16 protein-coding genes are annotated in these 19,753 nt (G+C 40.3%); 7 read left to right on the forward strand and 9 right to left on the reverse strand.

Annotation, left to right across the window (positions count from 1 at the left end; translation table 11 throughout):
- Positions 1-85: 85 nt before the first annotated feature.
- Entirely contained in the window at positions 86-1,552 is a 1,467-nt protein-coding gene (locus ACK8HY_RS15800) for a LysM peptidoglycan-binding domain-containing protein (RefSeq protein ID WP_077437650.1), read from the forward strand.
- A gap of 5 nt (positions 1,553-1,557) precedes the next feature.
- On the opposite strand, the gene ACK8HY_RS15805 is transcribed toward ACK8HY_RS15800, so the two are convergent.
- Both ACK8HY_RS15805 and ACK8HY_RS15810 read right to left on the reverse strand, forming a co-directional pair.
- Positions 1,558-2,070: a phosphoribosyltransferase family protein gene (locus ACK8HY_RS15805; RefSeq protein WP_077437649.1), complete on the reverse strand. Its 513-nt coding sequence runs from the start codon at positions 2,068-2,070 to the stop codon at positions 1,558-1,560.
- A gap of 106 nt (positions 2,071-2,176) precedes the next feature.
- Positions 2,177-2,758 (reverse strand): C40 family peptidase, encoded by a 582-nt coding sequence (locus tag ACK8HY_RS15810; protein ID WP_077437648.1) that lies wholly within the window; start codon positions 2,756-2,758, stop codon positions 2,177-2,179.
- A 531-nt stretch (positions 2,759-3,289) separates the two neighbouring features.
- On the opposite strand from ACK8HY_RS15810, the gene thrA reads away from it, so the two are divergent.
- The 5 genes from thrA (at position 3,290) to ACK8HY_RS15835 (ending at position 10,867) form a co-directional block, all read left to right on the forward strand.
- Entirely contained in the window at positions 3,290-5,737 is a 2,448-nt protein-coding gene (gene thrA, locus ACK8HY_RS15815) for a bifunctional aspartate kinase/homoserine dehydrogenase I (protein WP_416134174.1), read from the forward strand.
- Positions 5,738-5,825: 88 nt separating this feature from the next.
- On the forward strand, positions 5,826-6,764 hold the full coding sequence (locus ACK8HY_RS15820; protein WP_077437763.1) for a homoserine kinase: 939 nt from the start codon (positions 5,826-5,828) through the stop codon (positions 6,762-6,764).
- Between the two features lie 126 nt (positions 6,765-6,890).
- Positions 6,891-8,198, forward strand: coding sequence for a threonine synthase (gene thrC / locus ACK8HY_RS15825; protein WP_077437646.1), 1,308 nt, complete (start codon positions 6,891-6,893; stop codon positions 8,196-8,198).
- A 224-nt stretch (positions 8,199-8,422) separates the two neighbouring features.
- A complete protein-coding gene (locus tag ACK8HY_RS15830; RefSeq protein WP_416134175.1) occupies positions 8,423-9,610 on the forward strand; it encodes a class I SAM-dependent rRNA methyltransferase in 1,188 nt (395 codons plus the stop codon).
- A 60-nt stretch (positions 9,611-9,670) separates the two neighbouring features.
- Positions 9,671-10,867, forward strand: coding sequence for an MFS transporter (locus ACK8HY_RS15835; protein WP_077437644.1), 1,197 nt, complete (start codon positions 9,671-9,673; stop codon positions 10,865-10,867).
- 141 nt (positions 10,868-11,008) lie between these two features.
- Here the strand turns inward: ACK8HY_RS15835 and ACK8HY_RS15840 are convergent, their stop codons facing one another.
- The 7 genes from ACK8HY_RS15840 to ACK8HY_RS15870 all read right to left on the reverse strand — a co-directional run bounded on the left by ACK8HY_RS15840 (position 11,009) and on the right by ACK8HY_RS15870 (position 17,032).
- Positions 11,009-11,770, reverse strand: a complete 762-nt coding sequence (locus ACK8HY_RS15840) for an SGNH/GDSL hydrolase family protein (RefSeq protein WP_416134176.1) — start codon at positions 11,768-11,770, stop codon at positions 11,009-11,011.
- Positions 11,771-11,804: 34 nt separating this feature from the next.
- A complete protein-coding gene (locus ACK8HY_RS15845) occupies positions 11,805-12,992 on the reverse strand; it encodes an aspartate aminotransferase family protein (RefSeq protein WP_416134177.1) in 1,188 nt (395 codons plus the stop codon).
- Between the two features lie 61 nt (positions 12,993-13,053).
- A complete protein-coding gene (locus tag ACK8HY_RS15850; RefSeq protein WP_254846264.1) occupies positions 13,054-13,473 on the reverse strand; it encodes a hypothetical protein in 420 nt (139 codons plus the stop codon).
- Positions 13,473-14,627 (reverse strand): hypothetical protein, encoded by a 1,155-nt coding sequence (locus ACK8HY_RS15855; protein ID WP_416134178.1) that lies wholly within the window; start codon positions 14,625-14,627, stop codon positions 13,473-13,475. Before ACK8HY_RS15855 ends, ACK8HY_RS15850 begins: the two co-directional genes overlap by 1 nt.
- Positions 14,628-14,660: 33 nt before the next feature.
- Entirely contained in the window at positions 14,661-15,206 is a 546-nt protein-coding gene (locus ACK8HY_RS15860; RefSeq protein WP_077437639.1) for an RNA polymerase sigma factor, read from the reverse strand.
- Positions 15,207-15,227: 21 nt separating this feature from the next.
- Positions 15,228-16,181, reverse strand: a complete 954-nt coding sequence (locus tag ACK8HY_RS15865) for a transketolase family protein (RefSeq protein ID WP_077437638.1) — start codon at positions 16,179-16,181, stop codon at positions 15,228-15,230.
- 2 nt (positions 16,182-16,183) lie between these two features.
- Positions 16,184-17,032: a transketolase gene (locus ACK8HY_RS15870; RefSeq protein ID WP_077437637.1), complete on the reverse strand. Its 849-nt coding sequence runs from the start codon at positions 17,030-17,032 to the stop codon at positions 16,184-16,186.
- Positions 17,033-17,265: 233 nt separating this feature from the next.
- On the opposite strand from ACK8HY_RS15870, the gene ACK8HY_RS15875 reads away from it, so the two are divergent.
- Complete coding sequence (locus ACK8HY_RS15875; protein WP_139351197.1) at positions 17,266-19,689, forward strand: glycoside hydrolase family 3 N-terminal domain-containing protein; 2,424 nt, start codon at positions 17,266-17,268, stop codon at positions 19,687-19,689.
- Positions 19,690-19,753 lie beyond the last annotated feature (64 nt).

Raw genomic sequence — 19,753 nt, forward strand, 5'->3', positions numbered from 1 at the left:
CATTTTATACTAAAATCCATTTCTAAACGTTTAGATAATTGTTGATTTTTTTAAAAAAATCAGACCTGGATTTAACAGTAAATTTATGATCGGAAAACAGACGTTAATTTCAATACTAGGAGGGCTGTGTTATGCGTTGCCACTCATGGCTCAGGAAGGCGCTGTAGAAGGCATTAGAGAAGCCACACATCACCTTATCCAAGGGAAGATTGATCGAGAGAAAGAGGAAATTTATCAATACTTGGATAGTATAAAATCAACTGGTAATGGTCGACAGGATGATTCTACCATTGCCGACGAAGAAATACAACTTGTTCGAAAACTAAAAGCAATTGAACGGGAAGTGCCTTTAAACTACTCACCACAGGTAAAAAATCTGATTGCCAAATACACCTCCAAAAATTACAATCCTTATATGTGTAGAATGATGGGGCTTGGACAATATTATTTTCCATTGTTTGACCGTATTATGGATGAAGTGGGAGTCCCGAGAGAACTGAAATATCTAAGTGTCGTTGAATCCTCTTTGAATCCCCGCGACATTTCGAGTGCTGGTGCTACAGGATTATGGCAGCTCATGTATTATGAGGCAAAGACCTACAATCTGACCGTAGATAGCTACACAGACCAGCGTATGGATCCCATCGCTTCCAGTTACGCCATTGCGAAAATACTGAAAGAAGCTTATGAGGAATACGGTGACTGGCTTTTGGCTATTGCCTCATATAATGGTGGGAAAGGTGCTGTTGGACGGGCGATTCAACGTTCGGGTAAAGTAAAACCTACTTTTTGGGATATCGCTCCTTATCTGACGCAACAAACGCAAAACTATATTCCCAAATTCATTGCGATGACTTATGCGATGAAATATGCCGAAGAAAACGATATAAATGCCGCAGATACGGAACTCTCTCTGAGAACCCAAGCATTAGACATCAACAAAAGGATTTCGTTAAATCAGATAGCTGACGCTTTAGATGTATCCAAAGAAACCCTCCGCGCACTAAATCCTAGCTTTAAGAAGAATATTTTAAATGGTACGGAAGAAAATCCTCTGAGATTAGTTTTGCCTGTATCGGATAAGAAAATAGCAACGGAAGAACTTTACGCAGCTCTTAATACACCTGTACCCAATTCTGTAATGACAGGTTCCAACACTAATGAACCTGATGAGCTTTTAAAAGATGGAAAATATAGGGTGAAGGTCGGAGAGACATTTGCTTCAGTCGCGGAAAAATTTGAAGTTACTGTTCAGGATATAAAGTCTTGGAATAACTTGCGCGGAAATAAAATCGTACCCGGGCAAAATCTATTGATCAAGAAGGAAGATAATTTTGTCAATGCCAAATTAGCGCATAATGCCGAAAAATCGGTTAAGAAGAGTCAACAACGAGCTGCTAGCCGTACAGCATATTATGTGGTTAAAAAGGGAGATACCTTATCTCAAATCGCTGATAAAAATGGGGTATCTGTTAATCGGTTAAAAAGTGATAATGATCTGAATGGAAGCCGGATTAAACCGGGAATGAAATTGAAAGTGTCAAAGAAATAGCATGGTTATACTAACCATGCTGCATCTTCTTCGTTATCAAATTCCTCTAGGGTAACAGTGACATGCTCTTTGAGAATAGTAGATAATTTGGTTCCATAGTAGTCACTAAAAATAGGGAATTTGTGATGGCTCCGATCAATTAATACGGCAGTTCTCATCTTCTTTAATGGAACATTGAGAAATACGCCCAAGCCGTAGGCAAGTGCACGGCCACTATTTAATACATCATCAACTAGGATGATAGTCTTGTCTTTTGCAATATCAACAGGCAAATCTGTAGCAGCACTCAGCGATCGGCTTGTTTTCTTCATGGTAACTTTAATCAACAGAATTTCCTTGTCCGAGATGTCCTTTAATATCGCCTGCAGGCGTTGCGCAAATACATAACCTCGATCGGCAATCCCTACTAAAACAAGTGTTTCGTCTTCAAAATTGTCTTCTAAAATCTGATAGGCAATACGGATAGACTTCTGTTTTATTTGTTCTTTATTTAAGATGAGCGTTTTCTTTGAAGACATAATAGTATTTTCAATGATTATAGGGTAAAAATAGGATATTAAATTGTATAAAAAAAGTCCAAAGCCAGTTAAAGCTTTGGACTTTTTTATATCGATAACCGAACCTCTAGTTCAGTTTATTATCTTTTTCTGCTTTCAATATTTCGGCAGTAAGCGATTTATTGTCTTCCGGTAAACGGCCACCGTTATAATAATAGCGTCTCCAGTATGGCTCGTCCAAATTGCTGATCATAACACCCTTGCTAGAAGAAGCATGAGCAAATTTATTATCACCAATATAAACACCCACATGCGTGATGCTTCTGCTTCTGATTTTGAAGAATACCAAATCTCCTGCTTTCAATTCATTCTTCGCTACAGTCTTTACTTGCGAATACTGATTACGGCTATTGTAACCCAATGACGTGTTAAATACTTTGTCATACAATTCGTAAGAAAATTTAGAACAATCAATGCCTCGTTTTGAATCTCCGCCCAAACGGTATGGAGTACCTAGCCATTCGTAAACAAATTGATAAAGTTTTGTGTTTGTTGTTGCTGAGACTGCAACACCCATAATTTGTGAGAAGTATTCTTTGGCGAGGTTATCAGGATCTGATTCAGGTTTGGAGTTTCTGTTGGTTTGTGCCTGCGACACTAGACATAAGCCGATAAATAGCATTGACGCTATAAATTTCTTTGTTTTCATTAAATCGCTTTTTTGTACAACATTTAACTTTTATAATTCAATACTGTCATCTATTTTGGACAGCACTGTTGCGAATATAATACAATATCAGTTTAAGGTCAAATTTTTTTAAAGCTATTTAACGAAATTTTAACAATTTTAACATCTTTCTTAACGCAATTTGGGGATATTGAAATTTAATCGGTGTGTCGAACTTTTACTACAAGCGAGGAGCCGCTTCAAACACTTTAAAATCGTGTTGTTATGCTAGAATACTATCCTTTAAGGCTTGTTTTTGTAAAACTGAAAAAAAATATTAATTTTCTTTAGGAATGTGATAATATTTGTTCTATATTTACAAAACATAAGCAAAAGCAATGAACACAAATACAATTATTACAACGATTATTATTACCACCGGGATAAAACTTAGGAGGAAGTAGTTTCATTGTATATAATTGTAGACACAATATTTCGAAGCGCTTTCCTCAAAAGGGAAAGCGCTTCTTTTTTGTCATAATAAATCAAACTAAACAAACAGTATAGATCAGTATGAAAGTTTTAAAATTTGGAGGAACTTCAGTCGGAACAGTAGAAAGTCTCAAAGCGGTATTGAGTATTGTTAAGAAATCCTACGACGCTAAGGAAAAGCCCCTTGTGGTATTATCTGCGATGTCGGGCGTTACAAATTTACTGACCCAATTAGCAGAAGATGCTGCAGAAGGAAGAAGCTTTACCGATGGACTCAAATCTTTGGAGGATAAACATTTTGCAGTTGTGAAAGAACTACTTGCAGTTAAGTACCAAAACCCAGTCTTCACAAAGCTTAAATTATTTTTTAATGAGATTGAGGATCTTCTCCAGGGGATTTTTGCACTGAGAGAGTTGAGCAATCAAAGCAAAGACCTTATTCTGAGCTACGGCGAACGTTGCTCCAATTATATGGTTTCTAAAGTTATGGAACAGTACATACCAGAGGCTTTACTTATAGATGCTTCACATTATGTAAAGACCGATTCCAGCTTCGGTAACGCGCATTTGAATGAAGTATTGACAGAGCAGCTTGTAAAATCAATGTATATCACTCATAGTGATAAATTATTATTTGTGACGGGCTTTATCGGTAGCAATGAAAATGGCCGCATCACAACTTTGGGAAGAGGGGGATCGGATTATACGGCAGCTATCTTTGGTTCTATATTGGACGCAACAGCAATCGAAATATGGACTGATGTTAACGGGATGCTGACTGCCGATCCCCGGATCGTGAAAAAAGCATTCTCACTCCCTGTGCTTTCTTATACTGAAGCAATGGAGCTATCTTATTTTGGTGCTAAGGTGATTTACCCTCCCACCATGATCCCTGCCTTTTTGAAGAAAATCCCAATTGTCATTCGTAATACTTTTGAACCTGACTTTTCGGGTACAGTAATCCAATTTGAGAGTGGAAAAACAGCATTGCCGATTAAAGGAATTTCCTCTATCTCGGATATTTCTGTGATTAACCTAAGTGGGTCGGGAATGATTGGCAAATCTGGATTCAGTGGGCGGCTTTTTACACTATTGGCTAGAGAGCAAATCAATGTGGTATTGATCACACAATCCTCCTCCGAACACAGTATCACCTTTGCGGTTAATCCATTGGATGCGAAACGCGCGATTCAGCTGATCGGAATGGAATTCGAATTGGAAATTCAGGCAAATAAGTTGGTCATTCCCGCTATAGAGGATAATCTTTCTGTGTTGGCCATTGTCGGTGAAAATATGAAACGGACTCCGGGAATGTCCGGTAGATTATTCGCCGCACTCGGACGGAATGGTATCAACGTAAGGGCTATAGCACAAGGTTCTTCCGAATACAATATTTCGGTCATCATCGGTAAAGAAGATTTGGCCAAAGCGCTCAACGCTGTTCATGATGCGTTTTTTGCGGAACTGAAAAAAACATTGCATGTGTTTAATATCGGTACAGGAAATATCGGTGCAACGCTATTTAAACAATTGAAAGATCAGCACGATTTTCTGCTTGATAAAAATGATATTGAGATCAAAGTTGTTGGGATTTCCAATAGCCGTAAGATGTTATTCAATACCGAAGGTGTGGAGTTAAATAATTGGTCGGCTGAACTTGAAAGCAATGGCTCTGAGGCAGATCTAGCTTTGTTTATCGAGAAGATGAAAGCCCTTAACTTGCCAAACTGTGTGTTTATTGATAATACTGCCAGTAAACTGCCTGCCACCTATTATGAGGATATCTTTAAATCCAATATCTCCATTGTTACCTGTAACAAGATCGCGAATTCTGGAAAATATGCGCAGTATAAAACGCTTCGGGATACTGCACATAAGCATGGCGTGGATTTTTTCTATGAAACAAATGTAGGTGCCGGCCTGCCTATTGTTAGGGTTCTGAAAGATTTGATGCTCAGCGGTGACCGAATCCTAAAGATCGAGGCTATTCTCTCAGGGACCATATCTTATATCTTCAACAATTTTAAAGACGATGCTACTTTTTTCAATGTTGTAAAACAAGCGCAAGAACTGGGCTATACCGAACCGGATCCAAGAGATGATTTGGGGGGAATAGACTTTATGCGTAAAATGTTGATTTTAGCGAGAGACGCTGGTTATGCCGTTGAAGCTGAAGATGTCGATCTTGGGCCGATCCTTCCCGAAGCCTGCCTGAAGGCCGATACCGTGGATTCCTTCTATGCGGAACTACAAAAGGAAAATGTCTATTTTGAAGATATGAAAGCGCGTGCTGCCCGCGAGAACAAAGTAATCCGATATATCGGAAAACTGGAGAATGGAAAGGTTTCCATTGCGATCCAATTTGTGGATGAAAACCATCCTTTTTATGCGTTGTCAGGCAGCGATAATATTATTTCATTTACGACAGAACGGTATAAAGAGCGTCCTTTGGTAGTAAAAGGACCCGGTGCTGGAGCGGAAGTGACTGCTGCAGGTGTTTTTGCAGATTTAGTTAACGTAGGTGCATAAAACTATTTTATAGGAAATAAGGACTTAAGTAATGGCCAATAATTTAAATGTAGAATATCTAAAAGATAAAGTCATCGATTTAGACAAGATGTTACCCGAAGTTCGGGTATTTGCCCCAGCGACTGTAGCGAATATGATCTGTGGTTTTGATATATTGGGCTTTGCCGTAGAGCAGCCGGGAGATGAGGTGATCATGCGGCGCAAACAGCAACCCGGCGTGACTATAAAGCAAATTACAGGCGATGATGGTCGACTCCCGCTCGATCCCGGTAAAAACACGGTTTCGGCTTGTGTTCAATACCTCTTACAAGCACTAAATATTGCCTCCAAAGTAGGGGTAGAAATCGAATTGCACAAGCATATGCCAATAGGATCTGGCTTGGGATCCAGTGCTGCAAGTACCGTAGCAGGACTTTTCGCGATCAATGTTATGCTTGGTAATCCATTGACAAAAGAAGAACTTTTGCCATTTTGTGTCGAAGGAGAACGATTAGCCTGTGGGACGGGGCATGCCGATAATGTTGCACCTGCACTTTACGGGGGCATTACATTGATCAGAGGAAATGAGCCTTTAGATGTTATTTCAATTCCCTCACCGAAGGAATTAGTGGCAGCCGTGGTGTTTCCTCAGGTAGATGTCCCTACACGTGACGCCCGCCAATTAATTAAAGATAAAGTGCTCTTAAAAGATGCTGTGACACAATGGGGCAATATTGCCGGATTGGTGGCTGCATTATTTAAAGAAGACTATGATCTAATTGCCAGGAGTATGAAAGATATTTTGATTGAGCCAACTCGTGCGATCCTTATACCTCAGTTTTATGAAATGAAGGAAATCGCTCTTCGACATGGTGCCCTAAGTTTTGGTATATCCGGTTCGGGCCCCTCCGTGGTCGCAATTACACGGGATGAGCAAATCGCAAAACATATTGCGGACAGAATTCAGGCGCATCTCAAAGAAAATGAAATCGAGAGTTTCGGTTATGTGTCAAAGGTAAATGTCGAAGGACCAAGGGTGTTAAATTAGAGATTTTACTGTACCATGCATTAAAAAACTAGGCAAGGTGCAAAGTATCTTACTGATTGCATAAAATCGTATAATGTGCTCTTTCTGATTAATCAGAATAGATGTACATCAAATAAGTATTAAAAGATGAAATTTTATAGTACAAATAATAAGACATTAGCTGTTTCTTTTAAAGATGCAGTGTTTAATTCGCTTCCAGCGGACAAAGGCTTATATATGCCTGAGCAAATTCCGCAATTGGATCCATTGTTTATCAAAAATATACAACAATATTCCATGCAGGAAATTGCTCTGGAGGTTGCTTCAGCTCTTTTGGGCACTGATATTCCTAAACCAGATCTAAAGAAGATTGTTGATGAAGCGATTAATTTTGAGGCACCCGTAAAATTCCTGAACAACAGTACAGCGGTGTTGGAGTTATTTCATGGACCATCCTATGCCTTCAAGGATTTTGGAGCTCGGTTTATGAGCCGTATCATGGGCTATTTTTCTAAAGCCGATGATAAGTTGCTGGATGTACTTGTCGCAACTTCTGGAGATACAGGCGGAGCGGTAGCCTTAGGCTTCCTTGGCGTAGAGGGAACCCGTGTTACAATATTATATCCTAAAGGCAAAGTCTCCGAGGTTCAGGAGCTTCAGCTGACTACAAATGGTCAAAATATACGTGCCCTGGAGGTAGATGGTACATTCGATGACTGTCAAGCGCTTGTGAAGCAGGCTTTCAATGATCAAGAACTCAATCAGACCTTACGGTTGACTTCGGCTAATTCAATTAATATTGCCCGACTGATCCCACAGACCTTTTATTACTTTTATGCCTATGCACAACTAAGATCTCAAGGGATCAATGAAGTCGTATTTACTGTGCCAAGTGGAAATTTTGGGAATATTGGGGCAGGTTTATTAGCTTATAAAATGGGGCTTCCTGTCAAACATTTTGTGGCAGCAACAAATGTCAACGATACAGTACCGCGATTCCTTTCTTCGGGACAATATGCGCCTAAACCTTCAGTTCAGACATTAAGTAATGCAATGGATGTTGGAGACCCAAGCAACTGGGTGCGGATTCAGGATCTTTTTGCAGGTAATCTAACGGAGCTAAAAGCTATGCTCTCTTCCTATACCTTTACTGACGAGGAAACAAAAGCTGGTATGAATAGGCTTGTTCAAGATGCAAATTATATTGCCTGTCCTCATACAGCTATTGCTTGGTTGGGGGCACAGGCTTATGCGAAAGATCATCCAGGTACCTATGCTTCGGTATTCTTATCGACTGCACATCCTTGTAAATTCCCAGATGCGATAGATGCTGATGTGTTCGCAAAAATTGTATTGCCAGCAGGTGCGGAAACGTTGCAGGGAAAAGAAAAATTAGCAGAACCTTTGGTGGTAAACTTCGAAGCGTTCAAAAAATATCTAATCAACCATAACTAAACGTGGAGGGGGCGATCTTTTGAGCGTCCCCCTTTTTCTCTATTCGTAGGCTATCCTATATCTCTTTTCAAATCTTTAATTCTTGGGGACTTTCACTTTTGGATAGTGTTTTTATAAACTAGTTTTTATCGATTATGGCTTAGGTACTCACTGTTTTTGTTGCTCATGCTATTTATATCATATGTTTCATTTGGATGTCGAAATAATAAGTTAATTTTGCAGTAATGAAATCAGTTTATTTGAATAAGGGTAAGGATAAAGCTGCCTGGCAATTGCATCCTTGGGTATTTTCCGGAGCGATTAAATCATTGTCCGATAAGATTGAAGATGGCGAAATTGTAGGTGTTTACAATGCCGAGCGTGAGTTTATTGCGTACGGCTTGTTTCACAATAGTTCGCGGGTGGCCATCCGCTTATTGGAATGGAATCCACAAGCTCAGATTGATGCGGATTGGTGGCGCACCCGTATTCAAAAGGCCGTGGCGGCTAGACAACATTTGCTGCAGGAAGGCATTACCAATACCGTTCGTTTGATTTTTGCCGAGGCAGACTTTCTTCCGGGATTAATCGTGGATAAGTATGCTGATTTTATTTCTATTCAGGTCCATTCTGTAGGAGTAGAAAAAGTTAAGGATATTATTATTGCGGAGCTAAATACGCTGTTAAATCCTACTGGAATCTATGAGCGGAGTGATCTGAAATCTCGTGAGCATGAGGGTCTACCAGATACAAATGGACTTTTGTCTGGGGAGGTACCACCTGAATTTGTGGACGTCATCGAAAATGGCCTTCATTATAAGGTAAATATCATTGATGGGCAAAAGTCAGGTTTCTATTGTGACCAACGTGAGAATAGGTTATTGACAGCGCAGTATGTTGCTGATAAAAGGGTATTGGATTGTTTCTGTTATTCTGGCGGATTTACACTGAATAGCTTAAAAGCTGGTGCAAATGAAGTAGTGTCTGTAGATAGCTCTGCGTTGGCGATTGAAACTCTTGAAAAAAATGTAACCGAAAACGGATTTGAGCCAAGTCGGCATAAAGCAATATTGTCTGACGTCAATAAGCAATTGCGTAAGTTTATAGATGAGGGCGAAAAATTCGATTTGATCGTCCTGGATCCACCAAAGTATGCACCTTCCCGTTCAGCTTTGGAAAGAGCGTCACGGGCTTATAAAGATTTAAATCGTCGGGGGTTAATGCTGTTGAATAGCGGTGGCTTATTGGCAACATTCTCATGTTCCGGAGCGATGGATATGGATACCTTTAAACAAGTACTTGCCTGGGCCGCATTGGACGCAGGTAAAGAGATACAGTTTATTCGGCAATTCCATCAACCCGAAGATCATCCTGTTAGGGCCTCCTTTCCAGAGGGAGAATACCTCAAAGGATTGTTGGTACGCGTATTATAAATAAATGCAGATATATAGGTTGATTTGAATAAATCGACCTTTTTAATTTAAAGCGAAATCATGATCAAAGAAAAAGAAACTAGACCTATTTTTTCTATTTTGTTTGCCGTGAGTATGGTGCACCTGTTGAATGATCTTATTCAGGCTGTAATTCCTGCCACATACCCCTTATTAAAAGAAGAACATCACCTGAGTTTTTCTCAAGTGGGGATGATTACATTGGTATATCAGATTGCCGCTTCAATTTTTCAGCCTGTTGTCGGTTCATTTACAGACAAGCATCCTGTTCCATATTCACAGATTATCGGGATGTCATTTTCACTTGTGGGCATGTTGTTGTTTTCCCAGGCACATAGTTATGCGTGGATATTGTTCTCCGTTTTTCTTGTCGGGATCGGCTCCTCAATTTTCCATCCAGAGTCTTCCCGTGTGGCTTACATGGCTTCAGGTGGAAGAAGGAGTATGGCACAGTCTATTTTTCAGATCGGCGGGAATGCAGGGACAGCTCTAGCACCTATCATAGTTGCTTTTCTGGTCTTACCTCGAGGACAGCAGGCTATTGCCTGGATGTGCTTATTTACAATTGTTGGCCAGTTTATATCCTATTATATCGGTACTTGGTATAAGCGTCGGCTTGCAAATGTTTCGAGATCAACAAAAAGAGTTATTCGTGTTCCAGATCTTCCCAATTCACGTATTGTCGCAACTGTCATTATCTTATTGTTGTTGATCGTTTCCAAATATTTCTATATCGCAAGTATTACTAATTATTTTCAGTTTTACACGATGAGAAAATTTGGGATCAATGAGGTGGAAGCACAGGTGTATCTGTTTTATTTTCTGATTGCCGTTGCGGTGGGTACCCTACTGGGTGGAGCGTTTGGGGATCGTTTTGGGCGGAAATATGTGATTTGGTTTTCCGTTTTAGGCGTGGCTCCCTTCGCATTGGCTTTACCCTATGTTGGCCTTACAATGACTGGAATATTGATTGTGATCATCGGATTAATATTGTCATCTGCCTTTCCTGCAATTATCGTATACGCACAGGAGCTATTGCCGAGGAAATTGGGGATGGTTTCCGGTTTGTTTTATGGATTTGCATTTGGCATGGGGGGAATCGGGTCTGCGGTACTCGGATGGCAGGCAGATCATACGTCCATTGAATTTATTTACCATCTGTGTTCGTATTTACCCTTAATCGGTGTCGTCGCCTATTTTCTTCCTAATCTACAGAAAACACCCTATAAAGAGATTTAGAATATGATGTATTAAAAAGCGGGAGTATCCAACCTTTTTGGAAACTCCCGCTTTTCTTGAGTTTATTTATATCCCCTTAAAATCTCTTGTGATTAATCAATCCTCAGGGGCTTTTACTTTTTGTATAGTTTTCTCTTTATACTATTTGATACAGTCCATCCAGGCTGCTGCCATCAGTTGCGCTCCAGCAAGGGTAGGGTGCACACCATCCGCTGCCCAATAGGCTCCTGGGGCAGTCTTTTGGGCATTGTCAAAGATTTTTTGATAGGGAAGGAGTGTCGCATTGAACTCCTTTGCAACATTACGTGCGGTCTCCTGATAAGCCAAAAATTTGGGGTACCAAGCATCCGTGATATGGCCTACCCCTTTTACAGCAAAAGGTTCTCCAATAATCAGTTTAACATTCGGAAGTTTTTGTAGTGTCTCCTGCAACAATTGCTGGTACTGCGACTTATATTCTTCAACAGTCGTTTTGGCGCCGCGGTCTATCGTTCGCCAAAAATCATTGACGCCGATCAAGATACTTAATACAGTTGGTTTGAATGCCAATGTATCCTCCGCCCAACGTTTTTGAAGGTCAGGAACACGATTGCCACTAATCCCAGTATTATAAACCTTCAGTTTCTTTGCAGCATATTTATTCAATAATTCGCTTGCAGCCAATAAGGCATAACCCTGACCTAGGGCCTTGGTGTCATTGGGATTTCTGTTATTCCTATCGCGGCCTACATCCGTAATGGAATCCCCCTGAAATAGAATGACATCTTCGTCATTCAAACTTATCTTTGAAGATTTGAAACTATCCTCATGGGCATAAGCTTCATTGCCCAACAAATTGGCTCCAGTCAAAAGACCGGCGCCAATGATACTTTTTTTGATAAATGATCTGCGGTTTGTGCTCATTATTAGGTTTTTGTTATGCTTAAAGTTACATACTTTAAGCATACTTTTCCAAACCTTTTATAATGATGTTACAGGCTTTTTCAATTTCAGCTTCCGTAACGGTTAATGGCGGAGCCACGCGAAGTGCTGTTTCACAGTGAAGATACCAGTCAATCATGACACCATTTTCCGCGCAGTATTTACTGACGTTATAAACCTGATCAAAGTTGTCCAACTGTAAGCACATCATAAGTCCTTGACCTCGGATTTCTTTAATTGCTGGATGGTTGAGCTTTTCTCTAAATAAGTTGGCCTTATGGGCTACCTGTTCAACCAGTTTTTCCGATTTGATTACGGCGAGTGATGCACGTGCGGCGGCACAGCTCACGGGATGTCCTCCGAATGTGGTGATATGACCCAACATCGGGTTGTCTTTAATGACATCCATTACTTCTTTAGCGGCAACGAAGGCGCCTAATGGCATACCGCCACCAATGCCTTTGGCCAACATCAGAATATCAGGTACAATACCGAAATGTTCGAAGGCAAACAGTTTTCCTGTACGACCAAAACCAGTCTGGATTTCATCGAAAATCAACAGGGTGCCAGTCTCGTCACAACGTTTTCTTACCGCTTGCATATAGGCTATATCGGGAACTCTGACACCAGCTTCCCCTTGAATGGCTTCTAGGATCACGGCAGCAGTTTTATCTGTAATAGTCGCTAGGTCCTGTGGGTCGTTAAATCTAATAAAGTCTATCTCTGGAAGGAGCGGGGCATAAGCCTGACGATAATCATCGTTTCCAATAAGGCTAAGTGCACCTTGTGTGCTTCCATGGTAGGCCTTTTTTGCAGCGATAATCTGTCTTCGCCCAGTATATTTCTTGGCTATTTTCATTGACCCTTCGACAGCTTCTGCACCACTGTTGGTCAGGTATACCGATTGAAAATTTGCTGGTAATTCCGCCAGTAATTCTGTTGCAAACTGGACTTGCGGAGCTTGTACAAATTCACCATATACGGTGACATGCAAATATTGGTCGAGCTGAGCCTTTATTGCTTCGAGCACTTTGGGGTGACGATGCCCGATATTACTCACATTAAAACCGGAGACAAGATCCATATATTCTTCCCCATTTGGCCCATAAAGGTAAACACCCTCGGCCTTAACCACTTCAACCAATCTAGGTGAGCTAGAGGTTTGAGCAGTGTTCATCAAAAATAATTCTCTATTGCTTAGCATGATTATGCAAATGTCCGAAAATAAAAAAGAAGTCTTCAAGACTTCTTTTTTATTTTTGAGGTTATTTCCTCCTATTTTGTAAAGATTTGTAGAGATGTTCCCTAAATTCCTGTTCTACTTCAAAGAATTGTGAAGCTCGGGCGTTGCCTATCACCTTGGCAAATTTTGCGCGGTACTCCTTTTTTATCTGTACTTCTTTGGCATCATATTGCAATACATCCCTCGATCCACCTCTAAAACTATTTTTAGGGGCACCATTTAGTTTCTCTTTCCGGATATCCCATAATGTTTGACTATATTCATTATAGAGTGGAAAGAAATGCTGTGCTTCTCTGGGAGTTAAATCTAGTTCCTTAGTAATATAAGCTATCTTTTCATTTTCAATAGCTTGAAATCGATTTTTGTCTTGCGCAAAGCCCAAGGCAATAGAAAATATACTAAAGAACAATGTTATCCATATGTATTTTTTGTTAAACATCATTATAAGGTATAGTTTAGATAATCTTCTATCTCTTGTTTAGATATATTACTGCCAAATCCTTTCGTTGGAAGATTTGTTTCATCCGTATACTGGGACATATATATTATGTCATCACCTGAGGCCGAGGCAGAAAGATAATTAATAATTTCCTGCTTGGGTATTTCAGATAAATGTTGACTGAGCTGTTCCTCGGCAACATTATCTTGTGCGATCGTATTTTGCTGCTGGAATTGATAACCCCAATAACCAGCTAGACCTAACATGGCTGTGAACGAAGCTGCTACAGCATATCGGGTATACCATTTTTTTGGCTTTCCTAAGCGACGGATCGGAGTTGAATCTCTTTCTTCTTTTATATCCTGAATAGCACCGATAATTTTGTCTGAAAGCGTATCAAAATAATGTGGTGGCAGGTCAAAACCTGTGACAGGAATCGTATCTTTTAATTTTTCTTCTGCAACACGAGCGAAAATAGTTTCTTCAAGATCCGCGTGATAATTTACAGGAAGGTCGAAACCATCCGTTGAGATAACTTCCTTCAATTCGGCTTCTGCAACACGAGCGAAAATAGTTTCTTCAAGATCCGCGTGATAATTTACAGGAAGGTCGAAACCATCCGTTGAGATAACTTCCTTCAATTCGGCTTCTGCAACACGAGCGAAAATAGTTTCTTCAAGATCCGCGTGATAATTTACAGGAAGGTCGAAACCATCCGTTGAGATAACTTCCTTCAATTCGGCTTCTGCAACACGAGCGAAAATAGTTTCTTCAAGATCCGCATGATAATCTACAGGAACAGCGAAGCCATCCGATTGGATTTTTTCTTTTAAGTTTTCTTCCGAAATTCGATGAAAGATATTTTCTGTTAGTTTATCTGAATACAGTTCAGGAATAGTGAAGCCATCTCCAGCGACTTGAGCTTTGAGAGAGTCAGCTGCTATTTTGCTCAGCACAACATCAGGGAGTGAATCAAAGTATCCTTCAGGAACCTTAAATACAGAATCATCTGTGCATGCTATCCATTTGACTTGCGCTATTATTTTAGATTCTAAATCACTGAAATAATTTTCAGGCACGCCAAAAGGATTTTCACGCAATGATTCTGGAAGATGATTAGATTCCAGCCCATCATGATATGTGCTATTTTCCTTCATAGTATTTGTTAGAGGCGAATTTCGCTAAAAGGTTTAATCGTGGTTATTAAAAAAAGCCTCTATTTTTTTTACTGCCAAATGGTAAGATGCTTTTAGTGCACCAACACTTGTACCGAGTACATCAGAAATCTCTTCATATTTCATATCTTCAAAATATTTCATATTAAAAACTAATTTCTGTTTCTCTGGCAATGTTAATAAAGCCTGTTGCAATTTCATTTGAGCTTTGTCGCCATTAAAGTAATTGCCATCAGCAAGTGTTTCTGCTAAGTAAGCAGTCGTGTCGTCGTCCAACGACACGTTCTGCTTTTGCTTTTTTTTATTTAAGAATGTAATACATTCGTTTGTTGCGATCCGATATAGCCAGGTATACAATTGTGAGTCTTCACGGAAGTTCCCAAGGTTCTTCCATACTTTGACGAAAATATCCTGAACCACATCATCTGCATCATCATGATCGATTACCATTCTTCGCACATGCCAATAAATCTTTTGCTGATATTTTTTCAACAATAAACGGAAAGCTTCTTCTCGCGTACTTTCTTCGGCGAATTTTGCTATAATTAAAGCGTCATCCATATATTGACCTGTGTAGTTTTGTTATTTTCTTTTGATTACTTTCTGAGCCGCAGCAACGATAGCGTCAGCGTTCAAACCGTATTTTTCCATCAGTTGTGCTGGAGTACCTGATTCACCAAAACTATCGTTGACCGCTACATATTCTTGCGGGCTCGGTAATTCTTTGGCTAATACCTGTGCAACGCTGTCGCCCAATCCACCAAGTCGGTTGTGCTCCTCAGCAGTCACGACACATTTCGTTTTAGCAACCGATTTCAAGATCGCTTCTTCGTCCAACGGTTTGATGGTATGGATATTGATGATTTCGGCGTTGATACCCAATTCTGCTAATTTTTCACCCGCTTGGATGGCTTCCCATACCAAGTGACCTGTAGCGATGATGGTCACATCTGTACCTTCATTCAATAAGATTGCCTTTCCGATGACAAATTCTTGATCAGCCGGAGTAAAGTTAGGAACTACCGGACGACCAAAACGTAAATAAACCGGACCTTCAAATTTCGCTGCCGCAATAGTTGCCGCTTTTGTTTGGTTGAAGTCACAAGGGTTGATTACAGTCATTCCAGGTAACATTTTCATTAATCCAATGTCTTCCAAAATTTGGTGTGTAGCACCATCTTCACCCAAGGTTAATCCTGCATGAGAAGCAGCAATTTTCACATTTTTACCTGAGTACGCGATAGATTGACGGATTTGGTCATAAACGCGACCTGTAGAGAAGTTGGCGAAAGTACCTGTGAAAGGAACTTTACCACCAATAGTAAGTCCAGCCGCGATGCCCATCATGTTTGCTTCAGCAATACCGATTTGGAAAAAGCGTTCTGGGAATTCTTTGATAAAATCGTTCATTTTTAATGAACCGATCAAATCAGCACATAATGCTACTACATTTTCATTTTGTTTTCCAGCTTCCAATAAGCCAGCACCAAAACCTGAACGTGTATCTTTTGACTCTGTGTAAGTATATTTTTTCATTTCTAGTAATCTCCTAAAGTTTCAGTAAGTTGATTCAATGCCGACGCCAATTGTTCGTCATTTGGAGCAACACCGTGCCATTTATGAGAACCCATCATGAAATCAACACCTTTTCCCATCTCTGTGTGCAATAAGATAACCACTGGTTTACCCTTTCCGGTACGTGATTTTGCTTCTTCTAAGCCCGCAACTACTGAAGCCATATCATTTCCTTTAGTCACTTCCATCACATCCCAGCCAAAAGCTTCCCATTTTGCGCGAAGATCACCTAATGACAGTACCTGATCTGTCGATCCGTCTATCTGTGCATTATTGTAATCAACAGTGGCAATCAAGTTGTCAATCTTATTGTGTGGTGCATACATTGCAGCTTCCCAAACCTGGCCTTCCTGCAATTCACCATCACCCATTAATACATAAACTAGATTATTGTCTTTATTCAATCTTTTTGCCTGTGCGGCACCGATAGCAACGGATAATCCTTGACCCAAAGATCCTGACGCAATGCGGATGCCTGGAAGACCTTCGTGTGTCGTTGGGTGACCCTGTAGTCTGGAGTTGATTTTTCTGAATGTTGCCAATTCGCTTGCTTCAAAATAACCCGCATGTGCCAATGTACTGTAAAATACAGGTGAAATGTGTCCGTTTGACAAGAAGAATAAATCCTCTCCTTTTCCATCCATATCAAAGGAAGGATTGCGTTTCATTGCATTGAAATAAAGCGCCACAAAGTAATCTGTACAACCTAAAGAACCACCTGGGTGTCCTGATTGACAAGCGTGTACCATACGTACGATATCACGTCTTACTTGTGATGCAATTTGTTCTAGTTTGTTAATATCTGCACTCATTTTTTTTGTTGGTTTCACAATTGGTCGTAAAGTTAACTATTTTTAAGCTAGATGCTTGTTAAAAAGTGAATTTCTTTATTTAGTATGGGAGTTATAGCGAAGCACATAATGATGCACATAATATTTAGCCAAATAGGTACCTAGCTTGCGAACGGATACCATTTCAATTTTAGACCTTTTCATGTTAAATTTTTTGTACCTTGCTTTTAATTATAAAACCCACAATTTTCAATATGATGCCTAATCAATCTAAACGTTTTCTGTTTGTTGCGACATTTTCCGTACTACACTTCTATTCTTTTGCTCAGGATAAACCCGTTTACCATAAAGATTGGATTGACTTCAACAAAAATGGTAAAAAGGATATCTATGAAGATCCTAAACAATCCGTAGTAAGTCGAGTGGAGGACCTGTTGAGCCAGATGACGACGCAGGAAAAGGCCAATCAAACCGTTACACTCTATGGTTATGGAAGAGTATTGAAGGATGAACAACCTACAATTGCTTGGGACAATGAGATTTGGAAACATGGATTAGCCAACATAGACGAGATGTTAAATAGTCTTGCCTATAATAAGTCGGCAAAAAGCTCTTTTTCTTATCCCTTCAGCCGCCATGCTGTTGCATTGAATAATGTACAAAAGTGGTTTATCGAACATACCCGGCTAGGTATTCCAGTTGATTTTACCAATGAGGGAATACACGGTCTCAACCATGATCGGGCGACGCCATTACCGGCTCCGATTAATATTGGAAGCACCTGGAATACCAAATTGGTCCGAACTGCAGGCGAAATTGTGGGGAGAGAAGCGAAATATTTAGGATATACCAATGTCTATGCTCCGATTCTGGATGTCTCCCGAGATCCAAGATGGGGACGTGTTGTGGAAACTTATGGTGAAAATCCCTTTCATATCGCAGAAATGGGTAAACAGGCTGTATTGGGCATTCAACAACATGGTGTTGCATCAACGTTGAAACACTATGCCGTTTATTCTGTACCTAAAGGGGGACGAGATGGAAATGCGCGGACAGACCCGCATGTTGGTTTTCGTGAAATGCATGAGCTTCATTTATACCCATTTAAACGGGTTGTCCGAGAGGCTAAACCAATGGGTATTATGAGTAGTTACAATGACTATGACGGTATACCAGTCTCATCAAGTAAATATTTTCTGCAAGATTTGCTACGCAAGGATTATGGATTTGAAGGATATATCGTTTCGGATAGTGAGGCCCTGGAGTTTATAAGCAGTAAACATCATGTTGCTGCGGACTATAAGGATGCAATACGGCAAGCCCTAGAGGGCGGACTTAATGTCCGGACGAATTTCGATCCACCGAGTACATACCTGACACCATTGATGGAACTTATCAACGAAGGCAGGCTTGATATGAACATATTGGATCAACGTGTTCGAGAGGTATTGACTGTCAAATTTAAGTTAGGATTATTTGATCATCCGCTTGTCGATAACACAACATTGGCTGACAAGAAAATCCATACACAGGCAGATGAGGATATCTCCCTGCAAGTGAATAGAGAATCCATTGTTTTGCTTAAGAATGAGCAGCAGTTATTACCAATAGATGTCAGTAAGTATAAGCGGATTTTGGTGACAGGCCCTATGGCCGAAGCAACGAATTATACAACAAGTCGTTATGGTCCATCCAATAACCCGATCACAACGATTAAGGATGGGATCCTCGAATATGCTAAAGGTAAAGAAATCCAGGTAAATTACACGAAAGGCATCGATGTTGTTGATAAGAATTGGCCTGAAAGTGAGATTATCCCAACAGATTTGTCCAAAGAGGAAATTGAAAGCATGAAGGCTGGTATCCGTCTTGGAAGCGAGTCTGATCTGATTATAGCCGTCATGGGGGAGTCGGAACGCGAAGTTGGCGAAAGCCGGTCGCGTTCAGATCTAAACCTACCGGGTAAACAGCGTGATTACCTGATGAAGTTAAAAGAAACAGGGAAACCAATCGTTCTGGTACTCGTTAACGGACGTCCACTTTCTATTAATTGGGAAAATAAATACTTATCCGCTATTGTGGAAAGTTGGTTTCTTAGTGGTCAATCTGGACATGTTGTCGCAGAGATGTTGTTTGGTGAGTATAATCCGAGTGGAAAGCTCCCGATTTCTTTTCCAAAATCTGTCGGACAGATTGAAATGAATTTCCCGACTAAACCTGCAGCACAGGCGGGACAGCCAGGGGTTGGCCCTAATGGCTGGGGAAATAGTAGAGTTGTGGGCTTTCTTTACCCTTTTGGTTATGGCTTAAGTTATACAGATTTCCAATTTTCAAATTTGCGTCTAAATAAAAAACAAATTCGCCCAATCGACTCATTGACCGTTACCGTGGATGTGCAGAATATCGGAAAAAGAAAAGGAGCAGAGGTTGTCCAACTTTATATCAAGGACCTTGTATCTTCCGTAACAACTTATGAGATGGATCTCCGCGGTTTCGAAAAAATCGAATTGAACCCTGGTGAGAAAAAGTCTGTTCAGTTTTCGATTTTACCTGCTCACCTCGAGCTGTTGGATCAACATAATAAATGGACTGTAGAGCCTGGGAAATTTGAAATTTTTATTGGAAATTCATCCGCTAATCTACCGTTGAAAGATTCATTTGAGGTGACTAAAGAGTGATGCTCATAGCGCCTGTTTGTGCAAAAGATATATCACCTATGGGGCATACGAGATACAACTAGCT

The sequence above is a fragment of the Sphingobacterium sp. NGMCC 1.201703 genome (assembly GCF_047784615.1).
GTDB lineage: Bacteria > Bacteroidota > Bacteroidia > Sphingobacteriales > Sphingobacteriaceae > Sphingobacterium.

Coding starts and splice junctions, on each gene's coding strand:
- ACK8HY_RS15800 (WP_077437650.1), top strand. CDS start 86: ATGATCGGAAAACAGACGTTAATTTCAATACTAGGAGGGCTGTGTTAT.
- ACK8HY_RS15805 (WP_077437649.1), bottom strand. CDS start 2,070: ATGTCTTCAAAGAAAACGCTCATCTTAAATAAAGAACAAATAAAACAG.
- ACK8HY_RS15810 (WP_077437648.1), bottom strand. CDS start 2,758: ATGAAAACAAAGAAATTTATAGCGTCAATGCTATTTATCGGCTTATGT.
- thrA (WP_416134174.1), top strand. CDS start 3,290: ATGAAAGTTTTAAAATTTGGAGGAACTTCAGTCGGAACAGTAGAAAGT.
- ACK8HY_RS15820 (WP_077437763.1), top strand. CDS start 5,826: ATGTTACCCGAAGTTCGGGTATTTGCCCCAGCGACTGTAGCGAATATG.
- thrC (WP_077437646.1), top strand. CDS start 6,891: ATGAAATTTTATAGTACAAATAATAAGACATTAGCTGTTTCTTTTAAA.
- ACK8HY_RS15830 (WP_416134175.1), top strand. CDS start 8,423: ATGAAATCAGTTTATTTGAATAAGGGTAAGGATAAAGCTGCCTGGCAA.
- ACK8HY_RS15835 (WP_077437644.1), top strand. CDS start 9,671: ATGATCAAAGAAAAAGAAACTAGACCTATTTTTTCTATTTTGTTTGCC.
- ACK8HY_RS15840 (WP_416134176.1), bottom strand. CDS start 11,770: ATGAGCACAAACCGCAGATCATTTATCAAAAAAAGTATCATTGGCGCC.
- ACK8HY_RS15845 (WP_416134177.1), bottom strand. CDS start 12,992: ATGCTAAGCAATAGAGAATTATTTTTGATGAACACTGCTCAAACCTCT.
- ACK8HY_RS15850 (WP_254846264.1), bottom strand. CDS start 13,473: ATGATGTTTAACAAAAAATACATATGGATAACATTGTTCTTTAGTATA.
- ACK8HY_RS15855 (WP_416134178.1), bottom strand. CDS start 14,627: ATGAAGGAAAATAGCACATATCATGATGGGCTGGAATCTAATCATCTT.
- ACK8HY_RS15860 (WP_077437639.1), bottom strand. CDS start 15,206: ATGGATGACGCTTTAATTATAGCAAAATTCGCCGAAGAAAGTACGCGA.
- ACK8HY_RS15865 (WP_077437638.1), bottom strand. CDS start 16,181: ATGAAAAAATATACTTACACAGAGTCAAAAGATACACGTTCAGGTTTT.
- ACK8HY_RS15870 (WP_077437637.1), bottom strand. CDS start 17,032: ATGAGTGCAGATATTAACAAACTAGAACAAATTGCATCACAAGTAAGA.
- ACK8HY_RS15875 (WP_139351197.1), top strand. CDS start 17,266: ATGATGCCTAATCAATCTAAACGTTTTCTGTTTGTTGCGACATTTTCC.